This window comes from Chitinophaga agrisoli (assembly GCF_008386695.1).
Classification (GTDB): Bacteria; Bacteroidota; Bacteroidia; order Chitinophagales; family Chitinophagaceae; genus Chitinophaga; species Chitinophaga agrisoli.
Genome location: NZ_VUOC01000004.1, coordinates 130681 through 154183, shown reverse-complemented (window position 1 = coordinate 154183; position 23503 = coordinate 130681). Strand labels below are relative to the sequence as shown.

General features: G+C 51.0%; 20 protein-coding genes. 18 read left to right on the top strand and 2 right to left on the bottom strand.

Features of this window, described 5'->3' with window-relative positions:
* Positions 1–2 precede the first annotated feature (2 nt).
* The 3 genes from F0L74_RS19945 to F0L74_RS19935 all read left to right on the top strand — a co-directional run bounded on the left by F0L74_RS19945 (position 3) and on the right by F0L74_RS19935 (position 3803).
* Entirely contained in the window at positions 3–368 is a 366-nt protein-coding gene (locus tag F0L74_RS19945; RefSeq protein WP_149839678.1) for a winged helix-turn-helix domain-containing protein, read from the top strand.
* A gap of 170 nt (positions 369–538) precedes the next feature.
* Positions 539–3106 carry a TonB-dependent receptor gene (locus tag F0L74_RS19940; RefSeq protein WP_149839677.1) on the top strand — a complete coding sequence of 856 codons (2568 nt, stop codon included), beginning with the start codon at positions 539–541 and terminating at the stop codon, positions 3104–3106.
* 196 nt (positions 3107–3302) lie between these two features.
* Positions 3303–3803, top strand: coding sequence for an SRPBCC family protein (locus tag F0L74_RS19935; protein ID WP_149839676.1), 501 nt, complete (start codon positions 3303–3305; stop codon positions 3801–3803).
* A 10-nt stretch (positions 3804–3813) separates the two neighbouring features.
* Here F0L74_RS19935 and F0L74_RS19930 read toward each other — a convergent pair whose 3' ends face one another.
* On the bottom strand, positions 3814–4431 hold the full coding sequence (locus F0L74_RS19930) for a DNA-3-methyladenine glycosylase (RefSeq protein ID WP_149839675.1): 618 nt from the start codon (positions 4429–4431) through the stop codon (positions 3814–3816).
* Between the two features lie 106 nt (positions 4432–4537).
* Here F0L74_RS19930 and F0L74_RS19925 point away from each other — a divergent pair, with 106 nt between their 5' ends.
* Positions 4538–5563, top strand: coding sequence for a hypothetical protein (locus tag F0L74_RS19925; RefSeq protein WP_149839674.1), 1026 nt, complete (start codon positions 4538–4540; stop codon positions 5561–5563).
* A gap of 115 nt (positions 5564–5678) precedes the next feature.
* Complete coding sequence (locus F0L74_RS19920; protein ID WP_149839673.1) at positions 5679–5957, top strand: hypothetical protein; 279 nt, start codon at positions 5679–5681, stop codon at positions 5955–5957.
* 42 nt (positions 5958–5999) lie between these two features.
* Here the strand turns inward: F0L74_RS19920 and F0L74_RS19915 are convergent, their stop codons facing one another.
* Complete coding sequence (locus F0L74_RS19915; protein ID WP_188316081.1) at positions 6000–8309, bottom strand: glycoside hydrolase family 31 protein; 2310 nt, start codon at positions 8307–8309, stop codon at positions 6000–6002.
* Positions 8310–8440: 131 nt separating this feature from the next.
* On the opposite strand from F0L74_RS19915, the gene F0L74_RS19910 reads away from it, so the two are divergent.
* The 13 genes from F0L74_RS19910 (at position 8441) to F0L74_RS19850 (ending at position 23492) form a co-directional block, all read left to right on the top strand.
* Positions 8441–9334, top strand: coding sequence for a hypothetical protein (locus F0L74_RS19910; RefSeq protein WP_149839671.1), 894 nt, complete (start codon positions 8441–8443; stop codon positions 9332–9334).
* A 36-nt stretch (positions 9335–9370) separates the two neighbouring features.
* A complete protein-coding gene (locus F0L74_RS19905; RefSeq protein WP_149839670.1) occupies positions 9371–10504 on the top strand; it encodes a DmpA family aminopeptidase in 1134 nt (377 codons plus the stop codon).
* Positions 10505–10964: 460 nt separating this feature from the next.
* Positions 10965–12542, top strand: a complete 1578-nt coding sequence (locus tag F0L74_RS19900; protein WP_213087035.1) for a M6 family metalloprotease domain-containing protein — start codon at positions 10965–10967, stop codon at positions 12540–12542.
* 76 nt (positions 12543–12618) lie between these two features.
* Positions 12619–12834, top strand: coding sequence for a peptidase M6 (locus tag F0L74_RS19895; RefSeq protein ID WP_149839669.1), 216 nt, complete (start codon positions 12619–12621; stop codon positions 12832–12834).
* A 29-nt stretch (positions 12835–12863) separates the two neighbouring features.
* Complete coding sequence (locus F0L74_RS19890; protein ID WP_149839668.1) at positions 12864–13292, top strand: hypothetical protein; 429 nt, start codon at positions 12864–12866, stop codon at positions 13290–13292.
* Between the two features lie 51 nt (positions 13293–13343).
* Positions 13344–13625, top strand: coding sequence for a hypothetical protein (locus F0L74_RS19885; protein ID WP_149839667.1), 282 nt, complete (start codon positions 13344–13346; stop codon positions 13623–13625).
* Positions 13626–13795: 170 nt separating this feature from the next.
* Complete coding sequence (locus tag F0L74_RS19880) at positions 13796–14077, top strand: hypothetical protein (RefSeq protein ID WP_149839666.1); 282 nt, start codon at positions 13796–13798, stop codon at positions 14075–14077.
* Between the two features lie 450 nt (positions 14078–14527).
* Positions 14528–16711, top strand: coding sequence for a xanthine dehydrogenase family protein molybdopterin-binding subunit (locus tag F0L74_RS19875; protein ID WP_149839665.1), 2184 nt, complete (start codon positions 14528–14530; stop codon positions 16709–16711).
* 18 nt (positions 16712–16729) lie between these two features.
* The gene (locus F0L74_RS19870; RefSeq protein ID WP_149839664.1) at positions 16730–17206 is read left to right on the top strand and encodes a (2Fe-2S)-binding protein; all 477 of its coding nucleotides are present in this window, start codon (positions 16730–16732) and stop codon (positions 17204–17206) included.
* An 11-nt stretch (positions 17207–17217) separates the two neighbouring features.
* The gene (locus tag F0L74_RS33330; RefSeq protein WP_188316080.1) at positions 17218–17844 is read left to right on the top strand and encodes a hypothetical protein; all 627 of its coding nucleotides are present in this window, start codon (positions 17218–17220) and stop codon (positions 17842–17844) included.
* A 152-nt stretch (positions 17845–17996) separates the two neighbouring features.
* Positions 17997–18590, top strand: a complete 594-nt coding sequence (locus F0L74_RS19860; RefSeq protein WP_149839663.1) for an RNA polymerase sigma factor — start codon at positions 17997–17999, stop codon at positions 18588–18590.
* An 83-nt stretch (positions 18591–18673) separates the two neighbouring features.
* Positions 18674–19921 carry a FecR family protein gene (locus F0L74_RS19855; protein ID WP_149839662.1) on the top strand — a complete coding sequence of 416 codons (1248 nt, stop codon included), beginning with the start codon at positions 18674–18676 and terminating at the stop codon, positions 19919–19921.
* A 205-nt stretch (positions 19922–20126) separates the two neighbouring features.
* Positions 20127–23492 carry a SusC/RagA family TonB-linked outer membrane protein gene (locus tag F0L74_RS19850; protein WP_188316079.1) on the top strand — a complete coding sequence of 1122 codons (3366 nt, stop codon included), beginning with the start codon at positions 20127–20129 and terminating at the stop codon, positions 23490–23492.
* Positions 23493–23503: the final 11 nt, after the last annotated feature.

Genomic DNA, 23503 nt, shown 5'->3' with positions numbered 1-23503 from the left:
TTATGGAACAAACGATCAGGGATATATTAATAGCAGGCGAGCTAAAAGTGAATGGCAGCTTGTGGCTGGAGCATAACGGCAAACGTTTCTTTGGCCCCGGGCCGGTGGAACTGCTGGAACGCATTGCAGAAACAGGCTCCATTAAACAGGCCGCCAAAGCGATGGGTATGTCTTATAAAAAATCCTGGGACCTGATCACCAATCTCAATAACCTGAGCGAGAAACCGTTTGTGATCACAAGCACAGGCGGCGAAAAAGGCGGCGGGTCTACCATCTCCGAAGAAGCCCGGCAGATGATCGCCTATCACCGGCAGTTGCGCCTAAGGTTCCGTGAGTTCCTGGAACAGGAAACAGCCAGATTAAAATGACATGTGAAATGAGGGCAATCGTCAGCCGCACGAAAGATGCAGCAAATGCCCCGGGTAAGTGACAGCGAGACTAAAATAAATACCTGAAACTGTATACCAGCCCCTGTTTTATAAAACAGGGGCTTCTTTATACCTAACGTTGTATATTTGAAAATATATCGATAGCGCCCATGAAAATCATATCAACCAGCCTTCTTTATTGTTTACCAGCTCTTGGCCTGCAGGCGCAAAACCTGAACAATACCTCAGATACCACCCGGGCAGATACTACGGTACGTATATTGTCAGAGATCACCGTATCAGCTTCCCGTATAAAGGAAAGTATTTTGCAGTCGCCCGTAAGCATACAAAAAGTGGGCGGCCAGTATTTTAAAGCCGCTCCGGCAGCGTCTTTCTTTGATGCCCTGGAGAATGTGCAGGGCGTACAGATGATCACGCCCAGCATGGGGTTTAAAGTGCTGAATGCCCGTGGTTTCGCCAACACCACTAATGTGCGTTTTGCGCAGCTGGTGGATGGGATGGACGTACAAAGCCCGCATATTGGCGGCCCAATTGCCAATGCACTGGGACCTACAGACCTGGATGTGGACAATGTAGAGATCCTGCCTGGTGTCGCATCTGCCCTGTATGGTATGAATACGATCAACGGTTTGGCTAACATCAGCACCAAAAACCCATTTACATCGCCTGGTTTAAGCATACAGCAGAAAACCGCTGTTACGCACCTGGGCGATCCAAACAGCAGCGCCAAAATGTTCTCAGAGACCAGCGTACGCTGGGCGCAGGTAATTACGCCCCGGCTGGCTTTTAAAGTAAATGCCGCCTTTATGAAAGGGTATGACTGGATAGCCAATGATCATACAGAACTGAATGGAAACGCCAATGCCAGTACCGGTCTTAAAGGGGCAGACAACCCGGCGCAGGACCCGGTGAACGGCTATGGCAACGAATCCTCTGACCGTAAGACCATCGCCCTGGGCGGCAAAAATTATATTGTATCCCGCACGGGGTATGATGAGAAGGATGTAGTAGACTATGGCCTGCAGAACATAAAAGCAGACGCCGGCATTTACTATAAGGTCTCCCCACAGGCTACTCTTGGCTATTTTTATCACGTGGCAGTGCTGAACAATGTATACCAGCGCGCCAACCGTTTCCGGCTGGAAGATTACCGCGTGCAACAGCATGGATTGCAATATCAGTCCAATGCGATACAGCTGAAAGTATACCTGAATACAGAGAATTCCGGCAATTCTTATAACCTCCGTTCTATGGCGGAGAATATTGACCGGGGTTATAAACCGGATAATGCCTGGTATGCCGATTATACCACCGCCTTTAACCACGCCACCCAAACAGGCGCCGCTGTAGCTGACGCGCACCGCCAGGCCCGTGTATTTGCGGACCAGGGCCGCTATCAACCCGGTACGCCGGCATTTAAACAGGAGCTGGACAAACTTGCCCAGATCAATAATTGGGACACCGGCGCGGCATTAAAGGTGAAGGCCAGCTTTATACAGGCAGAAGGACAGATCAATCTTACGGAACAATGGTTCCCTGCTTTGAAGAAAGACGCCGGGCTGGAAATATTGGCTGGCGCAGATCACCGCACCTATATTATTGTGCCGGATGGCAACTATTTCATTAACCCGGCGGCTGGCAAAACCTATACAAATATCACCTATGGTAAGACAGGCGGTTTTGTATCCGTTACAAAATCCCTGTGGCAGCATAAGCTGCGGGCGGGCGCTATATTAAGGGCAGACAAGAATGATTATTTTGACCTGAACTGGAGCCCGCGTTTTACGCTGGTATTCTCGCCGGTGCGCACACAGAACTTCCGGGCGTCTTTCCAGAGCGGATACCGTTATCCCAGCATATTTGAGGCATATTCCAATGTTAACAGCGGCGGCGTAAAAAGGGTAGGGGGATTGCCGGCCATGTCAAACGGGATCTTTGAAAACGCCTGGCTGCAATCGTCCATTACCTCTTTTCAACAGGCGGTGCTGGGTGATATAAATACAAATGGGTTATCGCAGCATGATGCTATTGTAAAAAATCAATCCCTGTTGAAAAAGAACCCGTATACCTATCTGAAACCAGAACATGTGAATTCCATTGAAGGCGGTTATAAAGGTGTGTTTATTGACGGCAGGCTGTTTATAGATGCGGACCTTTACTTTAATAATTACCGCAATTTTATTGCGCAAGCCAATATGAATGTGCCGCTTGTGCAAAATAAGGACTCCATTCCTTTTGCATTGTATAATAAGGGGCAACAGGCCCAATACCGTATGTGGACGAACTCCCAGACCAAAGTATATAACTACGGCGCGAGCCTGGGCGTAACCTATAGCATACACGGCTACCGGCTGCATGCCAACAGCTCTTATGCTAAACTCCGTATGTCATCTAATGAGGATGGGCTGGAAGATGGTTTTAACACCCCGGAATGGATAGTAAATGCGATGGTATCAAAAGAAGAAATTGTAAAACATACCGGCGCGGGCATTTCCTGGAAATGGCAGAGCGCTTATTACTGGCAATCCTTCCTGGTAAATGGCCAAACGCCGGCGTATGGCACGCTGGATGCGCAGGTCAATTACTCTTTTGATAAGTTGAATTGTAAAGTGAAAATAGGCGCCAGCAACCTGTTGAATCATTATTACAACTCGTTCCTTGGCGGGCCTGCTATTGGAGGTATGTATTATGTGACCATTACGTATGGCATGAAATAAGTAATATTACAGTGTACAATGAACGGCCGGTACTGCAATGCAATACCGGCCTTTTTGTAAGCAGCTGTGGTCTGTTGAACGGACCTCTTCTCTTATAATAGAAGATTACGGGTTACAACATACTGTAAATAAGTATATTTATATCCCGATTGAAACCATTGCCTGTAGCATTATTAACCTATAAAAATGTACATGTATGAAACAACATGATTGGAGCCAATTTACCCTAAAGCTCCCTATTAAAGCCAGTCAACAGGAAATTTATGACGCGTGGACCATTCCTGCCGGTCTCGAAAACTGGTTCCTGCGCCAGGCTGATTTTACAACGGTAACTGATACGCCGCGGGATAAACATCAAAGGGTAGCCACTACAGACACCTATACATGGCGCTGGCATGGTTACGCGGATGATGTAACAGAAACCGGCACGGTGCTGGCGGCCAACGGCAAAGATCTTTTCCAGTTCACTTTTGGAATAGCTGGTACTGTAAGTGTGCGTATTAAGGCCATTGAAGGGGAAACGATGGTAGAGCTTACGCAGGATCAGATACCTACGGACGAGGAGTCAAAAGTGAAATTCCATATCGGCTGCCAGGGCGGTTGGTTGTTTTACCTTACTAATTTAAAATCGTTGCTGGAAGGGGGGATTGACCTGCGTAACAAAAACGCGGATCTTAAGGCGGTACTTAATTCTTAGGAAAGCCTTTTTACTTCTTCCCGGTTAATTTTTTACCGCTAACATAAGGATTGTCCCTGACAGTAAACCGGTAGGGGAGCAGCGCGTCTTCGCCGGCATAATCTACGCCTATCCGCGGGGAGAGGAGTATATCCTTTTTCTTCAGTACATAGTCATCCGTAGCAATGAAGATCTCATTACCTGTGAGGTCCAGACCGGTATGGCGGGTAGTGATGCCCAGCGCTTTGGCTACATTACCCGGTCCCTTACCAAGGGTATAATCTGCTTTTGCACGGCCGGTACGGGTCAGCATGGCGTCAATACCACTCAGCGGCTCAATGGCCCTTACGAGGATCGCATGCGGGGTTTCTGCCTGGTTAGTCACCACATTAAACATATTGTGAATGCCATAAATGAAGTAAACATAGGCGGTGCCGCCTTTGGCATACATGATCTCCGTTCTGGCGGTGCGCCTGCCGCCGTAAGCATGGGAGGCCCGGTCTACCACGCCGGCATAAGCCTCTGTTTCCACGATCCGGCCGCTGGTGAGCACGCCGTTAAACTGTGTTACCAATACCTTGCCCAGCAGCTCGCGGGCTATAGTGAGTACATTGGTGCGCGTGTAAAAGTCGTATCCTAGTTTTTCCATGTGCAGGCTCCAAAAATAAGCATCATCACATTTCCTGCGTTAGTTTTTTCTGTTGCGGGTAGGGGATAGGCGTGATAACATTGTCGTACTGGAAATGGAATACAAAATGAGATCTACTATTATCCGAACGGCGCTTATCATTATTGTTTGTATAGCCGGCTATCTCCGTGCCAGCGCTCAGCAGGCGCCGGGCTGGTCCCTGGAAATGGGCGTAAATACCGGTCTTTCGACCACCAGCGTCTTTGGTCTTGTAATGGGCGGTGATCTGCGACTGGAAAAGGGCATTTCCCGCAGTACTGACCTTACGGTTACCACCGGCTTTGCACATTTCTTTGAGCGTAATAAGCAGGAATTTACCTGGCATTCCGGTTATGGCAGCCCCTATAATGTGCTTCCTGTCAAGGTTGGTTTTAAGACCTTTGTGGGCAAACATTGGTATATGGCCGGTGAGGCCGGTTTGGGCTTTGGTTTTGAGGAATGGAGCCCTTCCTTTGTATGGGCGCCGGCAGGGGGGTATTCCTTTGGCAATGGGCTGGATATCAGCCTGCGTTATGAGGATTTTGCCAAGAGTAAAGATACCAAACAGTTTGCCCTGCGGCTGGCTTACAGTCTTTGGCGCAGCGACCGGTCCGGCCAGCATGTACGCCCATTGATACATCCGCTCTGGAGGAACAAAAGCGATTGGGATATGCAGGTGGGCCTGTCTTTAGGCGGCTCCACAGATAATAGCTTTGAGCCGGTTACGGGCGTGGACCTGCGTGTGCAGAAACGTATTGTGCCGTCGTTATACGGTATGCTGACAGCTGGTTTTACCCGCTTCTTTAACCCGCTGCCGTGGCTGGCCACCTGGCCGGACGGAACGCCTTTCCCCGGACAAACAGAGAATTATTATAACCTTTTCCCCATAAAAGGAGGGCTGCAGCTGTTTGCCCTGGGCAACCTGTATCTGACCGGGGAGGCCGGCATAGGTATCAATACAAACGGTAACAGCTCCTTTATATGGTCGCCGGGCGTGGGGTTGATATTCAATGACCGGCTGGATGTTGGGCTGCGTTTTGAGACCTTTACCGCCCTCACCCATGCCAATCAGCTGGCGCTGCGGGTGGCATATTCCTTTAAGCCGGGACGATAGAATTCCTGTGTTCGTATCAACATTTCATGCTTTGATCTCTTTAGCAAAAGCAGGGCGCGTAAGGGGTGGTAGCTTTGTTACAGCATTATTTCATCACCATTTAAATCTTACAGCTATGTTTTTTGTATTGATCATTTTGCTGCGGATACTGTTTATTGCCAGTATGGTGTTCATTATCGGTTATGTGTTTGGCCCATTTGCCAAAAAACGCACGCTGACGGTCTTTGCGAGGATAGCAGCCATCCTGGTCATTGTGCTGTTTATTGCCACCAATATATTTGCCTTCCGTCTTAACCGCGGGTATGCCGGGCATCATTCCCGGTATGACAGGCATTGTTGGTATGATGGTCCGCGTAACAGCGCCGATAGTACCTACCATTTACAGCATCAGTAAACCTTCCGCCATTTTAAACCTGATCTCCGGCCGGCCCGTGTATTAGAAACTAATATGCAAGGGCTGGCCGGCGTATTTTATGGTCTTTGTTGCGCCTTCCGGCAATAATACCACGTTGAAGGAACGATTGGTATTAACACCTTTGGCGGTGACCGTTAACTGTTTTGTTTGATCGTTCCAGTTAAACTGCGTAAATGCGGCCTTGCCTTGCAGATAGTCCTGGCTAATGCCATCATCTTCGTATAATGTATATGCGCCATTTGCGCCGCGGTAGATCCGGATGGTGGTGGGTGTGGGGAGCGCCTGGGCGGTGTACTGACGTACTGCATCCAAGGGAATAATGGCGCCAGCCCTTACATATATGGGCATGATGCTGAGGTCTACCGCACGCGTCACCATCCGGCTGCCGGTTTCTTTTGTATTGGTCCACCAATCATACCAATCACCTTGCGGCAGGTATACCTGGCGGGTGGTGGCATGGGGCGTATACACGGGGGCTATCAGCAGATCGCGGCCCCAGAGGTATTGATCGCCTATGCGGCCAGCTGCCGTATCATTGGGATAGTGCAGCCACATGGCGCGCATCAGCGGCATACCGGTATTACGGGCTTCCCAGGCCAGGGTGTAATTATAAGGCAACAACTCGTAACGCAGCTCATCATATTGCTTTACCACCGGCTCAATAGCGGGGTTGTTCAGCTCAGCGGGCAGCGGGTTGTTCTTTGCCTCTAATGGCCCCATTTCGGGAAGGCCCCAGCCCCAGGGCAATCTTGTCCACCAGGTCTTACCGTGGGAGCGGAAAGACGCGCAGAACGCGCCAAACTGGAACCAGCGGGCGTATAGTTCCCCGGTTAGCTCCTCATTAGGGTAAAAGCCGCCAATATCGGAGCCCCAGTAGGGCGAGAGGCTTAATGAGTAATTGATGCCTACGGCAATTTGTGTTTCCAGCGTTTTCCAGGATGCTTCCGTATCGCCGGACCATACCCAGCCACCCCATTGGGCAATGCCCAGGAAACCATTGCGGTGCAGGCTCCAGGGCCGTACATTGGGGCGTGTACTGAGGGGCCCCTGATAATATAGCTGATGGCGCTTTATACGCTCAAAGAGATCGAACCAATCCCCCTCATCCGGCCAGAAAGCATCTATACCCGCCCGCATCAATCCCAGGTGCTGTTGCCAGTACTGGCTGATCTGGCCGGCGTCTGCAGTTTCGCCGGGAGCAGCTGGTATATTGCCATGGAGGCCAGGCAGGCGGTCACGGTCCCAGGGAACTATATGTACCACTACTTTTGTATGCCGGGCGTGCATATCGGCTATAACGGCATCGGGACTACGTTTGAATACCTCCGGGTTGAAAGTGAAGGACGGTTGTTCCGTATTCCACCCACGGGGCGCAAAGCCGGTACCTAAATAGATGACCGCATCCAGCGGCAGTTGTTTGGCCCGGAACGTATCTATGATGCCTATCATTTGTTTTTCGTCTTCCAGCGTGCGGTGTGACTGCATATAACCCAGCGCCCATTTTGGCGGCATGGCGGCATGCCCGCCGATATTGGCGATGGACTGCATTAACCAGGCAGGATCATGCGCGTCAAAAACAAAACAATCAAACAGGCCTGGTATCGCGCTGCCGGCAGGCGGTAATCCCTTTCCCTGGTTCAGGTGCTGGTTGCGTTGGGTTTGTATATCTCCCTGTTGACCGGTTGTTTGCCAGGGTATAAAAACGCCATGATCTGTATGCTGCAGATCCACCAATACCCAGGGGCTGGCTACGAACAATCCCCATCCGCCTGTACCGGCCAATAACGGAACAGGGTTACGGGAGCCGTAGGCGTCGCCCTGCCAGCGGGGCTGCATCTGGTGCATGCGCCCACGGCGGTCAAACTCCACCGGCAGTTGCCGCCAGTTTACGCCCTTAGCGGGTTTGGGACCGCCTTCGCCCATCCCTAATACCGGGTGATCATCCAGCTTAAATGATACATTACCATCTTCCCGGAAGACCAATTCCTGCACCGGCCGGCCTTGCAGATCCGTAACCTTTATTGTCAGCGGGGATGGTTCTACGGTTACCAGCAGGCTGCCTACCTGTTTTTTTACAGTGCCGGTTAATGTCCGCAAACTAATAACAGGCGAGGAGGCAGGTTGCCTGACCAATGCTGGCGTATACGGAAAATCACCTTTGTAACTGAGCGGTTTTAATGTAACACGGATGCTGTGCGCACCGGCGCTACGGATGGTAAGCTGTGCCGCCTGTCCTGCTGTGGTAAGTTGTTGGGCGCTGGCTCCGGCGGCTGCCAGCAATAGGGTAAAGCTGAGGTATAAACGAAGGAAACACATGGTTACGGATTTCATTATTCCAAAGTACAATTTAGCGGCCGCCACGGCTTTCCGGATATTAACCAGATATGGCAGGATTTGCGCGGATTGCGTGGATATTATTCCTATTTTTAGCGTTATTCGTTCATTCATTAATGCCCAATTCCATGTCCTTAAAACTCAGTTTTCCGGCAGGTTCGTTTGCCAATACCGGTGATGCTTTCTCATTTATATATCCGTTTCTTCATTTTGATATCCGTTTTATAAATGCCTCGCCTTCCAGACAAGGCGCCCAATTGTTTGATAAGGCGCAGGTTGTTGAACTGACAAAAGACCTTGCGGTCAATAATGATGATTACCTGGCGCTGCATGATGGCGCAGTAATGGAGGACCTGGGGGATGACAACATAAATTTTGTGGTGTACAGAAGAAAACCGGGCTACCAACTGGAATTATTCTCCATCAACGCCGCCAGCCCCGGTAGCATTGATATAACAAGTTTAATAAACGCAGCCGGTAGCCGGGGCTTCACCATGGCCATTTATACAGATCACCAAAAATCCCGCTGGCAGTCAGAGTTGTTTGTACACCATTATGAAGAAGCTGGCAGGCCGCATGCCCATCTTAGAAAGATCGAACATCCTTTATTTACCAAACATTACGGGCCGGTAATTGATCTATCACAGAACCCGGGGCATGAAATACAAACCTATAGCATGTGCCTGGCTGCTGCGCCGGAAATGTGGTTTGGCCCTGGTAGCTGGTTGTATTTTGATCAGGAGCGGGTACGCAGTTTTACCGGCGCGCTGGCCATCACAGCGCCTGCGCCGGATATAGTGTATGTGCATCTTTTTGACCGGTCCATCCCGGATTATGAAACGCCGGAGATCCTGGCGCTGCAGCAACAGTTTAGACAATGGGTAGATATGGACGCGGTAGAGGCGGGGCTGCATGACAAGCTGGGGCCTCATATAGTGGCAGGTACGCCCGTTATAGAAACGATCACCTTCACAGACATTATAGAGGTGGATGATCCGGAATTTGGTGAGGATGATGAGTGAAAAACAATGTATTTTAAATTAAGCAAACCACGGTCTATGCGTTTTCTCTTTAGTATCCTGTTATTATTAGCTTCATCTTTACACCTGCATGCCCAAACAAACAAAAGAGCGCGGGAACTGGGTATCCATATAGGCGTGCTGCCCACCGGTAAATGGAACGCTATTACAGATGTACCGGGCGTAAAAGTAGGACAGACCACGCTGGTAAAAGGGGATAATATCCGTACAGGCGTAACGGCTATACTGCCGCATGGCGGCAATATCTTTCAACAGAAAGTGCCCGCCGCTGTTTTTGTTGGAAATGGTTTTGGCAAACTGGCCGGTACTACCCAGGTAACGGAACTGGGCAACCTGGAAACGCCGGTCGTATTGACCAATACCCTCAACGTAGCTACTGCTATGGATGCCGTGATCGAATACACATTGCAGCAAAAAGGCAATGAAAAAATACAGTCTGTGAACGCTGTTGTAGGCGAGACCAATGATGGCTGGCTGAATGAGATCCGCAACCGGCCCGTACATAAGGAAGATGTATTGCAGGCCATACAATCCGCCCAAACAGGTCCCGTAACAGAGGGTTGCGTAGGCGCCGGTACCGGCACTGTTTGCTTTGGTTACAAAGGCGGTATTGGCACCGCCTCCCGTAAATTGCCGCAAAACCTGGGCGGTTATACCGTGGGCGTACTGGTGCAAACCAATTTTGGCGGTGTGCTGGAGATCAATGGGGCGCCGGTAGGGCAGGAGCTGGGGAAATATGACTTCAGCGATGTGTTGAATAACCCGGTAGATGGCTCCTGTATGATCGTGGTAGCTACAGATGCGCCGCTGGATAGCCGCAACCTGCAACGCCTGGCCAAACGCGCGTTTATGGGCCTTGCTAAAACCGGCGGCATTGCATCCAACGGCAGCGGCGATTACGTGGTGGCTTTCTCCAGCGCAGACGCTGTACGTATCCCTTATGAAGCTGATAAACCTGTTATGGAATTACCCGCGCTGCACAATGAATTTGTAACGCCCTTGTTTATGGCCGTTATTGAAGCGGCGGAAGAGGCGATCGTTAACTCGCTGTTTGCGGCTACCACCACCAAAGGAAAAGAAGGACATACCGTGGAAGCCATCCCCCGGGAAAAAGTAATAGCCATCCTGAAAAAATATAACCGGATCCGGTGATCATAATAACCTATGGATCGTACCCGATGCCGGGCATAGTACCCCAGTGGTGCGGAGTGAACTGTTTAACAATACGGTGCATGATTTCTTCCGGCGGGAGTACCGGATAATTACGGGTATAAACCGGGTCCTGGAATGATGTGTATTATTGACCCTAAGACATGAGCAAGAGCAGGCCGGTGTTGATTTAGCAAGGTCTATGTTATAAGTTATATAAGTACCTATTTTAATTGGTAAATAAAATTTTTTGTTTTCCACAGTTTATTTACCTTAGGTCCGCAAGTATGAAATTGTAGCACAAGTATGATTGGCCCGCGAGCATGAAAACGTAGCACACAAGTATCAAAAGTATCATGTGAAAATAAGTCCGAACACCACGAATACTACGACCCCAAGATTGTTTTAAGAACCTTAAATTTTACTGAGCGTTTTATTATCTGATCCCCAAAAAAATTGCACCATGACTAATCATTCGTCTTGTTGCGGCGGGTTGTGCATTATGCCACCATCGCCGGAACTGGAGGAGAAGATTGTCCGCACCAAAGAGGCTATTATCAAAGAAGCCAATCTTACCGGTATCGAGGATATCGATATCATGGACCTGCGGACTTACACTCTCATCGCCTCCCGTCCACGCCAGACAAGAGCCCACGAGTTTGTGGGCGAAAGCCGGGACGCCGCGCCTATTACAGGCACCCGTAAAGCTATTGTATTGCTGGTAGACTTTTCTGACCGCGCAGCGGCTACAGGGCAAGCACATTACAATAGCCTGTTGTTTTCCCAGGGCAGTTATGCCACAGGCAGTATGCGCGATTTTTACAAAGAAGCCTCCTATGGGCAGCTGGATGTAACCGGCGCTGTATCTGGCTCCGGTGGCCCTACTGCCGGCTGGTTCCGTGCCCCCAGCCCTAAATCCTATTACACAGACGGCAATTTTGGTTTCAACGCCTATCCCAAGAATGCCCAAAAGCTGGCAGAGGATGCCATTGACCTGGCTAATCCCTTTGTTAGTTTCTCCCAGTATGACAATGACGGCGACGGTTTTGTAGAGGCGCTGGTAATTATCTGCGCCGGGTCTGGCGGAGAACAGACCGGTAATACAAGCGATATCTGGTCTCACAAGTGGAGCATCACGCCCAAAACAGTAGACGGCGTTAAGATCGACCGCTATTTTATGGCCCCGGAAGACGGGCGCGTAGGCGTAATGGCACATGAGCTGGGACACCTGCTGCTTGGGCTGCCGGATCTGTACGATACGGATTATAGCTCCCGCGGTACAGGCAACTGGGACCTGATGGCGGGTGGTAGCTGGAATGGCGGTGGCAACACGCCCGCGCATCCTACCGCCTGGTGTAAGGTAAAATGCGGCTGGGTAAACCCCTCTGTTATCTTTAACCAGGAGCTGGACATTACCGTACGCCCCTACAAGGATAACAAGGACATCTTTAAACTGCCCATAGGCGATGTTAACAGCAAGGAGTACTACCTGATCTCCAACCGGCGTAAACTTGGCTTTGATGCCGGTATTCCGGGAGAGGGGCTGTTGATAGAGCATATTGACGAAAACAAGACCAATAATACAGACGAAAACCATTACCTGGTGGATGTAGAGCAGGCGGATGGTCTAAGGCATCTGAATATCAATGCCAACAATGGAGACGCAAACGACCCGTTCCCTACCGCCAGCAACAGCCAGTTCACTATATCCAGCAGTCCTAGCAGCAAAACTTACAGTGGCGCAGACTCAAAAGTATCTGTGACCAATATTGCCCGTTCCGGCAGCAATGTCACTGCCAAAGTGAATGTAGGCGGCGTTACCGCTACCACTATGGTAACTAAAAAAGTGCTGATGACTTATGCTACACCGCACAGCATGAATGCCTGGGCATATATTGACAGCGTTGGCTGGCGCAAGGTGCAGGATATATCTCCGAACGGGGTTACCGCCTTCTTTATCGCCCTGGTCCAGGCAAGGGTAAAGAATCAGCAGGTGACCGTACAGGTCGATGGCACTAACATGAGCATAGTGTATTATTAAACACGGGTACAGTCATTAGCAAAGAAGCGTACCTCCTTATCTTAAACCAATTTTTAACTCCCAAAATTTTAATGTCATGAACTTCGCACAAAAAATATTACAGGTATATTCCACTCCTCACTCCCAGAATGTTTGGGCTTATATAGACACCCTTGGATGGAAAAAAGTACAGTTATTGTCAACGGATGGCAGCACTAATATGTTCGTTATGTTATCTGCAGCAAAGGCCAGCGGTATTGCTGTAAGTGGCACACTCACCGCCAGCGGCGAAATATCAGTGCTTTACCTGTAAGACTTATCATCATCTTAAAATTTGCACCAATGGTTACGATAAACGTTTATTCAAACGGTACGCAGCAGGAAGCGGCCGGCAGCGCGCAGATCAGTAGCGGGCCGGCGCCGGATCAGCAGGCCGGTATTACGGTGGCTGGCGTTACCATGCAAACAGGAGGGGCTTCGGCGCCCGCCCCTGATAAACAGCCGGCGGAAAGCGCCGCTACCTCAGGAGGCGCGCCTGCGCCTTCAGAACAGTCATTTGCGGGCGCAAGCACGGCCAGTGGCGCCGCTCCCGCTCCCAGTATCCAGCCGCAAAACGCAGCTGGCAGTAGCCTGCAATCGCCAGAACCTGTACATCAGCCCTCCGGTACAACCAGCGCCACAACGGAAGGCGGCGCACCCGGACCCTCCAAGGAGCCGCCGGGGGATAAAACCGGCAATGGCAACCCCAAAGCGCCTGACAAAAAACGTTAAAAAGGGCAGCTATGAAAGGTTAGCCTAATTTTACGGTAAATAGTACCTGTTATGATGACAGCTCCCAGTTCCTCCACCTGCACACTGTACATCCAGGATGTCTGGAGGGACCCTAATACACCTGGCAAGTTCCATCTTTTAGGCGAGATCGTATCGGCGCCACCGGAGCGGAAAGACAATACCTTTTTTGCCATTGGCCGCCGGATCGAGGCATTTACTTTCTCCTTACCCAGGGATGTAAGAGCCGGCGCTACCGCCAGAGCAGATGTTGAATTTATGGGCGACCCGTTTGTCCAACGTTACCTGCTAACGAACCTGGAGCGGGTTGCCTGAAATCTATAAGTACATTGCGAGGCAGTCTCAGACATTGAGACTGCCTCGTTTTTAAGCGTACGCCGGTAAAGACAGCCGCCCCGGACCAGGTAGAAATGGAGGAACGCTGGCGCTTAACAGTCAGCCCATGATAACAGAATAGCGTAATTTTACCATAAACAGCACCCGTTATGATGACAGCTCCTAATTCCTGGGCATGCACACTGCATATCAGCGGGATCCGGGAAGACGCCGGCACGCCTGGGAAGTACCATGTTTCGGGCGAAATATTATCAGCCGCGGAGGGCGCAAAAGATAATACGTTCTTTGCTGCCGGCCGGCATATAGAAGGGTTTACCTTTTCACTCCCCGCAAACATAAAACCCGGCGTCACCGTAAAAGCAGATGTAGAATTTATAGGCGACCCGTTCACCCAAAATTACCAGCTAAACAATATCGAACCAGTTGCCTGAAAAGTATGTTTTTGCAAGGCTGCCCCCAAATAGGAGGCAGCTTTTTTTATGCCTGGACGGTTAGCGTCTACTATAAGGATAGGCTTTAAAGCACATTATGGTTGACATGTTAAGCACATTCTATAGCGCGGGTTATCGACGCTTATATATAACGACGCCTATCCGTAACAAAACAATAACCTGACAGTATTTAATAGGGACAGTAGCGCCTTACACCAAAAATTTAGCATTATTAAATTTGCCGGAAATTATATAAATTCGTTAGTAACAACCGGTTAACGTACGTAGCCAACATCCATATCGACCGCGCAGGATCTGTAGCACGATCATAAGAAGCCATAACATTAGTATCCGACAGCGATTTATTGTGACAGTGAACTGAGTAGCATACCATCATTGAGCGATATATATGCAGATGGAATTTCTGTATTTACCCCTAAACAAAATCCCATGACATTATCCCCAGACATTAACCGCAGACAGTTTATCCGGACAGCCGCGCTGGCAACCGGAGGGCTTATCATCGCATTTAACGTACCGGCAGCCGGCAAGCGACGACGCACCGGCCAGGAACCGGCCTTTGCGCCCAATGCCTTCCTGCAGGTGGGCACAGATAATTCCGTCACCGTTATACTCTCGCATTGCGAAATGGGCCAGGGCATCTGGACAACACTTTGTATGCTGATCGCAGAGGAGCTGGACGCCAACTGGAAAACCCTGCAGGCAGTACATGCGCCCGCCGCACCAGCCTATTTCCACACCATCTACGCCACCCAGCGCACGGGCGGCAGCAGCAGCCTGTTATCAGAATTTGACCGTTACCGCAAAGCCGGCGCCACTGCACGTCAGCTATTGGTACAAGCCGCCGCCAACCGTTATAAGGTAGCTGTGCAGGACTGCCGTACAGAAGACGGCATGGTCATCATCGGCGACAAAAAGATCCCTTATAGCGACCTGGCAGCAGATGCGGCCGCGCTGCCAACACCTGCAGACGTACCGTTAAAGGACCCTGCCAATTGGAAGATCATCGGCAAGCGCATTAAACGTATGGACACCCCGGCCAAGATCACCGGTAAAGCCATTTTTGGAATGGATGTGCAATTGCCAGGCATGCTCACCGCGATGGTAGCCAGGGGACCTGCGCCCGGCGCGAAAGTAAAAGGTTATGAAGCCGCAGCCGCTATGGCTATACCCGGCGTACGCCAGGTAGTGGCCATTCCTGGCGGCGTGGCTGTACTGGCAGATGATTTCTGGGCAGCTAAAAAGGGCCGGGAAACCTTACAGGTAGACTGGGACCTGGGCCCGGGGGCTAACATGAACAGCGATGCCTTACTGAAAGAATTCCGCGAGCGCGCCAATAAAGGCGGCATCGCTGCCACCAACACAGGCAACCCTGAGGAGGCCTTTACCCGCGCGGCACACATCGTGGAAGCAGAATATTATCAGCCCTTCCTGGCACATGCGCCCATGGAGCCGCTGAACTGTACGGTACAATTAAGCGCAGACAAATGCGAGATCTGGACCGGTACCCAAACACAAACGGATGACCAGCGCGGCGCAGCAGAGATCACCGGGCTGCCCGTGGAAAAGATCTTTATCAACACCCTGTTCCTGGGCGGCTCCTTTGGCCGGCGTAACATTACCCGCTCAGATTTTGTACGGGAAGCCGTGGAGGTAGCCAAAGCCTCCGGTAAAGTGGTAAAGACGGTGTGGACACGGGAAGACGATATCAAAGGTGGTATGTACCGGCCCGCGTTCCTGCATCGTTTCAAAGTTGGCCTGGATGCTGGCGGTACACCTATTGCCTGGAAACAGATCAGCGTAGGACAATCCGTAATGACCGGCGGTCCCTTCGAAAAACTGGCCGTTATCAATGGCGTGGATATGTTTTCTATTGAAGGCATGCAAACCGCCCCGCATGTAAAAGCGGTCAAGGACCAGCGTATAGAGGTCAATACCCCCGAATGGCCAGTATCCGTAGATAACTGGCGGGCCGTAGGCCTTAGCCATACCATCTTTGCCATGGAAAGCCTTTCCGATGAAATGGCTATTGCCGCCGGCAAAGACCCGGTAGCATACCGCCGTATGCTTTATAAGGACGAGCCCCGTCTGGTAGGCGTCCTTAACCTGGCGGCAGAAAAAAGCGGCTGGGGCGCCCCCCTGCCCAAAGGCCATGGGAGAGGAGTGGCGGTATTTGAGGCAGTAGGCAGTTTTGTAGCTATCGTAGCCGAAGTAGCCGTGTTGAATAATACCATCCACGTAAACAAAGTGACCTGCGCCATAGACTGTGGCATTGCCGTAAGCCCCGACGGTATTATTTCCCAGACAGAAGGCAGCATTGCTTTTGGTATATCCACAGCGTTATACAGCGAGATCACTTTCCGGGATGGCAAAGTACAGCAGCGGAACTTTTATGATTACCCCATGCTGCGCATACATGAAATGCCGCAGGTAGCTGTTTTCATTGTGCCCAGCAAGGAAAAACCGGGCGGCGTTGGCGAGGCTTCCGTAGGACAGATGATCCCTGCGCTTACTAATGCGGTATACGCCGCTACCGGTAAACGTATACGCCATTTACCGCTTAGGAACCAGCCATTGAATGGCCATTTGCAGGATAGTAAACTAATGGGTTGAACTTATAAAACTATTGCTATGATACAATTGACCGTTAACGGTAAAACATATGAAGTAGACGCGCCCGCAGATATGCCCATCCTTTGGGTGCTACGGGATAAGCTGGGGCTTACGGGCACTAAATTTGGCTGTGGCGCCGCCCAGTGCGGGGCCTGTACCATCCATCTGGATGGAGAAGCTATCCGCTCCTGTGTAGCGCCTGTATCCAGGGCCGTTGGTAAAAAGATTGTTACCATAGAAGGGCTGGATGACTCCCTGGCTAAACCCCTGCAGGAAGCCTGGACGGAAGTGGATGTGCCGCAATGCGGGTATTGCCAGTCCGGCCAGATCATGGCTGCCGCCATCCTGCTCCGGGATAATGCCCATCCCACAGACCGGGATATTGATAACGCCATGACCGGGAATATCTGCCGCTGCGGGACTTACCAACGCATACGCAGCGCCATTCACATGGCGGTTACACTAAAGACATCCGCTGCTGCTGTACAACCTTAAACCCATGATCTATGAAACATGTCAATCTTCGCATACGACCACGCAAATGGATACTAGCTATCCTGTTCCTCGCGGGAACGGGCCTGTCGATACTGGGCATTCCGGGAGAGCCTACCGCTATACGCCCTGGTGAGACCCGCGAAATGGCCCTGCGTCGCGAAGCGGAATCAAAAGCCGCTTTTGAATCCGCTTACCACGTATTTATGAGCCCGCGCTGTATGAACTGCCATCCTGCAGGTAATGTACCCCTCCAGGGGGATGATAGCCATCTGCATACCCAGGGGGTGCGCCGGGGACCGGACGGCAGGGGGCTCTATGCCCTGAAATGTAAGAACTGTCACCAGGATGCCAACCTGCCGGGAGAACATATGCCGCCCGGACTGCCTACCTGGCGCCTTCCGCCGGAAGACCGGCCCATGGTCTTCCAGGGGAAAAGCCCGCGCGAACTGGCGGCCAGCTTTAAAAATGCCAGGTTCACCGGCTTTGCCTCCATACACCAGATTATAGAACATGTAGAGAAAGACCCGCTTGTGTTGCATAGCTTTACCTATGGCACCCGCCCGCCGCTGGAACACGGCGAATTTGCGGCAAAGGTGAGAGAGTGGGTGGAGAAAGGCGCCGTGCTGCCGGATAAATAACAATTATTATACCTGTATGTGAAGTATGCCGGAAGACACTGTAAACGGGCAGCGTCCTCCGGCATACCTATTAATACCTTTGGGGGATATTGTTAATTACGCCGTTTTTATACATTTGTCTTTGTCTTGATCATGGTTTAAATCCTTCTTACATGTACAGCATGCTATCAGAGGCAGATCTGTTATTGCAGGTAGCAGCAGGCAATGAAATGGCCTTCCGGTATCTGTTTGATACGCGCCGGGACAAGCTGTTTGCCTATATGTTACGGTTAAGCAGCAGTAGCGAGACCGCCGAAGATATAGTACAGGATACTTTTCTCAGGATCTGGACCGACAGGGGCAGCCTGCCTGCCGTGCGCAATTTCGACGCCTACCTGTTTACCATCGCCCGTAACCACGCTTTCAATCTCACCAAAAAGATCGCCTACAGGCGGGATATCCTGGACCAGCTAACGGCCGGACAAAAAACATTCGCAGAGGATACCGAGCACGCCATACAATTCAAAGTGCTGCGCGAACAGCTGAACCGTGAGCTGGAGAAACTACCCTCTCAGCAAAAGCTGGTATTTACCCTTAGCCATTTCCAGGGCCTGCCGCATGAGGATATTGCCAACCGCCTCAATATTTCCATTGGCACTGTAAAAAAACACCTGAGCCTGGCTACCCAATCCCTCAGAAGCGCGCTGCAATACAATTTAGAGGTAATACTGATCCTGGGCCTGGTTACCTGGTCCCTGCATGCCTGAGGCGCCCGGCAAAAATATTTTTTACACAGACTACTTTTTTCCGTTCAGTTATTTGTCATTATAAACAGAGGGCTTATTCTGATATGTCAACATCCAGGTTAAAATATCTGCTGCAACAATGGTTTGACCGCACGGCAACGCCGGAGGAAATAGCGGAGCTGCAGGACCTATTACAGCAGCCGGCGCTGGACGAGCCTTTGCGCGTTATGCTGGAAGACCTCTGGCAACAGTTTACGCCGGATGCAAAGCTGGCGCCTGAAAAGGCGGACCAGGTATTTACGCAGATCCTGGCGCAGGAACGCCCTGTTAATGAACAGGATACGCGTATACAGGCGCCGGCGCTTACCGTGGCCGCCTCCCGTAAACGCTATAAGATCATTACCTGGGCGGCGGCCGCCGTATTACTGCTGATAGCGGCCGGCGCCTGGTATTACCGCCTGCGGCCGGATACTATCACCCACACACCACAGCTAGCAAAACAACAGCCACTGATCCCCGGCGGCAACCGGGCCATCCTGCAACTGGCCAATGGCAATACCATTGTGTTGGATAGCGCGGCCAATGGCGTACTGGCTATGGAAGGAAGCACACAGGTAAAGAAAGCAAAGGACGGCTCCCTTATTTACGAGCCGGCGGCAGGTAGCGATACCTCCGCAAAAGCGTTGAATATCATTACTACCCCTAAAGGCGGTCAATACCAGATCACCTTACCGGATGGCACCAAAGTATGGCTCAATGCCGCATCGTCACTCACTTTTCCTACAGTGTTCAGCGGAGCGGCGCGTAAGGTGGAGCTAACCGGGGAAGCTTATTTTGAAGTGGCCAAAATAAACCGCGCCCTCAATGGCGTGGTGAGCCGCATGCCGTTCTTCGTAGCCACCGGCCATACGGAAGTATCCGTGCTGGGCACCCATTTTAATGTAATGGCCTACCCGGATGCCGGCGTACAGGAGATCACCCTGCTGGAAGGCGCGGTGCAGGTAAGCCATGGCAAAGACATACAACGTATACAACCCGGGCAGCAGGCGGCCGTTCCTAACCAGGAAGGCGCAGCTATGTTGATAAAACCGGCCAATATAGACGCAGTAATGGCCTGGAAACAAGGGCTGTTCCTGTTTGATGATACAGACATTGAAAACGCCATGAGCCAGCTAAGGCGATGGTATGACGCCAGGATCGTGTATGAAGGAGGGAAGCCGGATGCTGTATTTACCGGCGTATTGCCGCGCAGCAGCGATGTGAATACGGTATTGAATATGCTGGCGTCCACCAGGAAGGTATCCTTTACTGTAAAGGACAATGTTATTACCGTGCACCACCACCACCAATAAATAACTAACCAGGTTATTCACTAAAAAACACGCTATGCTAACGTTGTGAAAAAGTAACACTCACCACCGCTATTCCTCATAAAAAGAGGAACCTACCGGATTGCGCCCGGTAAGTTCCATGTTCTGGCTATGCAGGAAAAATTCCACACAGGTACCGGCCGGTACCTGATCTATCATCATGCAAACCAATAAACGGTACAAAAGTATGAAACAAAAGGTACTTTGTAAGGCTACTGCCATGTGCGGCAGTGGCGGCTACGCTACAGCTCAGCAATCATCATCCGTACGAAATTTTTTACTGTCAATGAAACTAACTGGGGTCATATTACTGGCAGCTACATTACAGGTAAGCGCATCTACCTATGCGCAGAAAGTAACGATCCACCGGCAGAACAGTGATCTGAAGACAATCCTGAATGAAATAAGGAAGCAGACCGGCTACTATTTCATCTTTGATAAAGACGTGCTACAGCATACCGGGCCGGTCACCATCCAGGCTACGGACCAGGAGCTCAGCGCCGTGCTGGGGGAGATCTGCAGCAAACAGCGGCTGTCCTACGAGATCAGGGATCAGCTGATCATCATTACGCCACAACCAGCGCCTGCGCAACAGCCGGACAGGCTACCGCCGCCGGTAAATATCAGCGGACGGGTTACAGACGCCAAAGGGCAGCCACTGATCGGCGCCACCGTTCGCATTAAAGATGCGCAAAAAGGGGCCCAGGCGGACGCAAACGGCCATTTCAGTATCCAGGGCGTGGATGAACATGCGGTGCTGATCGTATCCTATTCCGGTTACGTGACCCAGGAAATACCCCTGGCCGGTCAGACTGAGTTTACCATCGTCCTGAAAGAAGATATCAAAATGCTCAAGGATATGGTGGTGGTAGTGGGTTATGGCACCCAGAAGAAAGTAAGCCTCACCAGCGCCGTAAGCGTAATACAGGCAGAAGATATTTCCCGCCGGCCGGTGAATAACTCTGTACAGGCTTTCCAGGGTTTAACCCCCGGCCTCACCATCCAGGACCAGGGCGGTGCGCCCGGCAGGGCTAATGTAACGGCGCGCATCCGCGGTATCACCACCTTAAGCGGCAATAACCCGCTGGTGCTGGTGGATGGTATTGAGCAGGGCATCAATAATATTAACCCGGACGATATTGAGTCTGTATCTGTGTTAAAAGATGCGGCGGCTACCTCCATATACGGCTCCAGGGCGGCTACGGGCGTAATACTGGTTACCACCAAACGGGCGAAAGAAGGCCAGCTGAACGTTTCCTACAACGGGTATGCGGCATTGCAGCAACTGGGCAACCATCCCACTGCCATGAGCACGGAGGATTACATGCGCCAGCAAAATGTGGCCTATGTGAATGCCGGCCAGGCCGCACCTTATACAGAGGACTATATTAAGACCTATGTCAATAGCCCGGACCGGATCAAATATCCACTGGCCAATGATTTTTACAATGTGCTGTACCGCGCGGCGCCACAGTTTAACAACAACTTTTCTGTAAGCGGCGGCAGCAAACAGTTCAAAGCACTGGCTACCGTACGTTATATGAAACAGGATGGTATCACGGACAATTTCAGCAATGATGCCCGTGAGATCCGCCTGAACACAGATTTTACGCCCTCTGATAAATTCCGGTTCAGCGCAGATGGTAACTACCGTATGTTATATACCACTGCGCCACAGGATGCCTACAACGTATTTTATAACACCCTGCACGGCGCGCAGTTTGTAACGCCCCGTTACCCGGATGGCGGTTATGGCCTCAGCGCCCAGGGCAATAATCCCCTGGTGAACCGCGACTTATCCGGTTATAACAATGATTGGTTTAATACCTTCTCCGCCAACCTGCGCGGCGAATGGAATATCCTGAAGGGGCTCAAATTCTCTACCCAATATGCCATTGTGAGCGCGGCAGAAAGGGTGAAAACATTCCGCGATACCTACGCCGTTGTGGATGAGAACAACCCTTCCCGTACCAAAACGGTTGCCACCAACCAGCTGAATGAAAACCGGAATAATAATTTCCAGGAAACCATTAACAGCCTGCTGGAATATAAGCAGCAGTGGGGCAAGCATAATTTCGGGATCTTGGGCGGCTACTCGCAGATCTATACCCGCGGCGATACGCTGACCGGTTTCCGCAACACGTTTTATAGTAACGATATACAGGCCTTATCCGCAGGCGCAGCATCTTCCAGGGATAATACCGGCAGGGACCTGGAGTCCGGGCTGCGTTCCTATTTTGGCCGGTTGAACTACAATTTTGATGATAAATACCTGCTGGAGATCAATGGCCGTTACGATGGTTCTTCCAATTTTACCGGAGATAACCTGTACAGCTTTTTCCCTTCGTTTTCCGCAGGCTGGCGTATATCACGGGAAAAATTCTGGCAGCCGCTGGCCAACATCATCCCGGAGTTTAAACTGCGGGGCTCATATGGCAACACCGGTAATCAAACAGTGAATGCATATAGCTTTTATGAAGCCCTGAATACGCTGAACTACGTGTTTGGCGGCAATGCTGCTACGGGCTACTCATTACAGAACTATGCCAACCGGGATATTAAATGGGAAACCACCCGCCAGACGGACCTGGGTTTTGACGCTACCGTCCTGAATAACAAACTGGATGTTGTATTTGACTACTACGATAAACAAACCTCCGGGATCTTATTAAGCCTGGCCATACCGGGGGCTGTGGGCCTTAACCCGCCGGTACAAAATGCTGGCGTGGTATCCAATAAAGGGTGGGAGCTAGGGCTTAATTACCGGGATATGTCGCACAAGCTGCACTACGCGTTTAATTTCAATATCTCTAACAACATTAACCGTATCGTAGACCTGAAAGGCACAGGCCCATACATCACCGGCTCGCCCAATGATGGCCTGTATGCGAATAAGACGGGCCTGCCGATAGGCGTGCTCTGGGGCTTTAAGACAGATGGTTTGTATAAGGATGCTGATGATGTGGCAAAATCCGCCAAGTACGATACCAACACTTTCCCCGGTGATATCAAGTATGTAGACCTGACCGGTGATCATAAGATCACGGCGGATGACCGCACCATGATCGGCGATCCGTTCCCGCACTACACGTTTGGCCTCACTTCCAATTTCCAGTATGGCAATTTTGACCTGTATCTATTCCTGCAGGGCGCACTGAAACAGGATGCCCGTATCTCCGGCGCTTTTGCGGATGCCGGCAATAACCAGGGTTTTGTGATCGATATTGAGAAGGATTACTGGACGCCGGAGCATACAGACGCCCGTTTTGCCCGTCCGCAGAAATTCACGGATAAGAATGCCCAGATCTCTGATTTCTGGGTGATCCACACCGGTTATATCCGCGTAAAATCACTGCAATTAGGGTATACGCTGCCCAAATCCCTTACAGACAGGATCAAAATCAAAAAAGCCAGGGTATACCTGGCCGGGGCTAACCTCTTTACCATTTCAAAAGCCAATGAATGGGGCATAGACCCGGAATTCCCGACAGGCCGCGCTGATTATTACCCGCAGACCAGGGTATACACTTTAGGCGCTAATGTTAATTTCTAACTGATTAAATG

Bases quoted from the DNA above. Each gene is read 5' to 3' on its own strand.
- F0L74_RS19945 (WP_149839678.1), top strand. From the start codon at position 3: ATGGAACAAACGATCAGGGATATATTAATAGCAGGCGAGCTAAAAGTG.
- F0L74_RS19940 (WP_149839677.1), top strand. From the start codon at position 539: ATGAAAATCATATCAACCAGCCTTCTTTATTGTTTACCAGCTCTTGGC.
- F0L74_RS19935 (WP_149839676.1), top strand. From the start codon at position 3,303: ATGAAACAACATGATTGGAGCCAATTTACCCTAAAGCTCCCTATTAAA.
- F0L74_RS19930 (WP_149839675.1), bottom strand. From the start codon at position 4,431: ATGGAAAAACTAGGATACGACTTTTACACGCGCACCAATGTACTCACT.
- F0L74_RS19925 (WP_149839674.1), top strand. From the start codon at position 4,538: ATGAGATCTACTATTATCCGAACGGCGCTTATCATTATTGTTTGTATA.
- F0L74_RS19920 (WP_149839673.1), top strand. From the start codon at position 5,679: ATGTTTTTTGTATTGATCATTTTGCTGCGGATACTGTTTATTGCCAGT.
- F0L74_RS19915 (WP_188316081.1), bottom strand. From the start codon at position 8,309: ATGAAATCCGTAACCATGTGTTTCCTTCGTTTATACCTCAGCTTTACC.
- F0L74_RS19910 (WP_149839671.1), top strand. From the start codon at position 8,441: ATGTCCTTAAAACTCAGTTTTCCGGCAGGTTCGTTTGCCAATACCGGT.
- F0L74_RS19905 (WP_149839670.1), top strand. From the start codon at position 9,371: ATGCGTTTTCTCTTTAGTATCCTGTTATTATTAGCTTCATCTTTACAC.
- F0L74_RS19900 (WP_213087035.1), top strand. From the start codon at position 10,965: ATGACTAATCATTCGTCTTGTTGCGGCGGGTTGTGCATTATGCCACCA.
- F0L74_RS19895 (WP_149839669.1), top strand. From the start codon at position 12,619: ATGAACTTCGCACAAAAAATATTACAGGTATATTCCACTCCTCACTCC.
- F0L74_RS19890 (WP_149839668.1), top strand. From the start codon at position 12,864: ATGGTTACGATAAACGTTTATTCAAACGGTACGCAGCAGGAAGCGGCC.
- F0L74_RS19885 (WP_149839667.1), top strand. From the start codon at position 13,344: ATGATGACAGCTCCCAGTTCCTCCACCTGCACACTGTACATCCAGGAT.
- F0L74_RS19880 (WP_149839666.1), top strand. From the start codon at position 13,796: ATGATGACAGCTCCTAATTCCTGGGCATGCACACTGCATATCAGCGGG.
- F0L74_RS19875 (WP_149839665.1), top strand. From the start codon at position 14,528: ATGACATTATCCCCAGACATTAACCGCAGACAGTTTATCCGGACAGCC.
- F0L74_RS19870 (WP_149839664.1), top strand. From the start codon at position 16,730: ATGATACAATTGACCGTTAACGGTAAAACATATGAAGTAGACGCGCCC.
- F0L74_RS33330 (WP_188316080.1), top strand. From the start codon at position 17,218: ATGAAACATGTCAATCTTCGCATACGACCACGCAAATGGATACTAGCT.
- F0L74_RS19860 (WP_149839663.1), top strand. From the start codon at position 17,997: ATGTACAGCATGCTATCAGAGGCAGATCTGTTATTGCAGGTAGCAGCA.
- F0L74_RS19855 (WP_149839662.1), top strand. From the start codon at position 18,674: ATGTCAACATCCAGGTTAAAATATCTGCTGCAACAATGGTTTGACCGC.
- F0L74_RS19850 (WP_188316079.1), top strand. From the start codon at position 20,127: ATGAAACAAAAGGTACTTTGTAAGGCTACTGCCATGTGCGGCAGTGGC.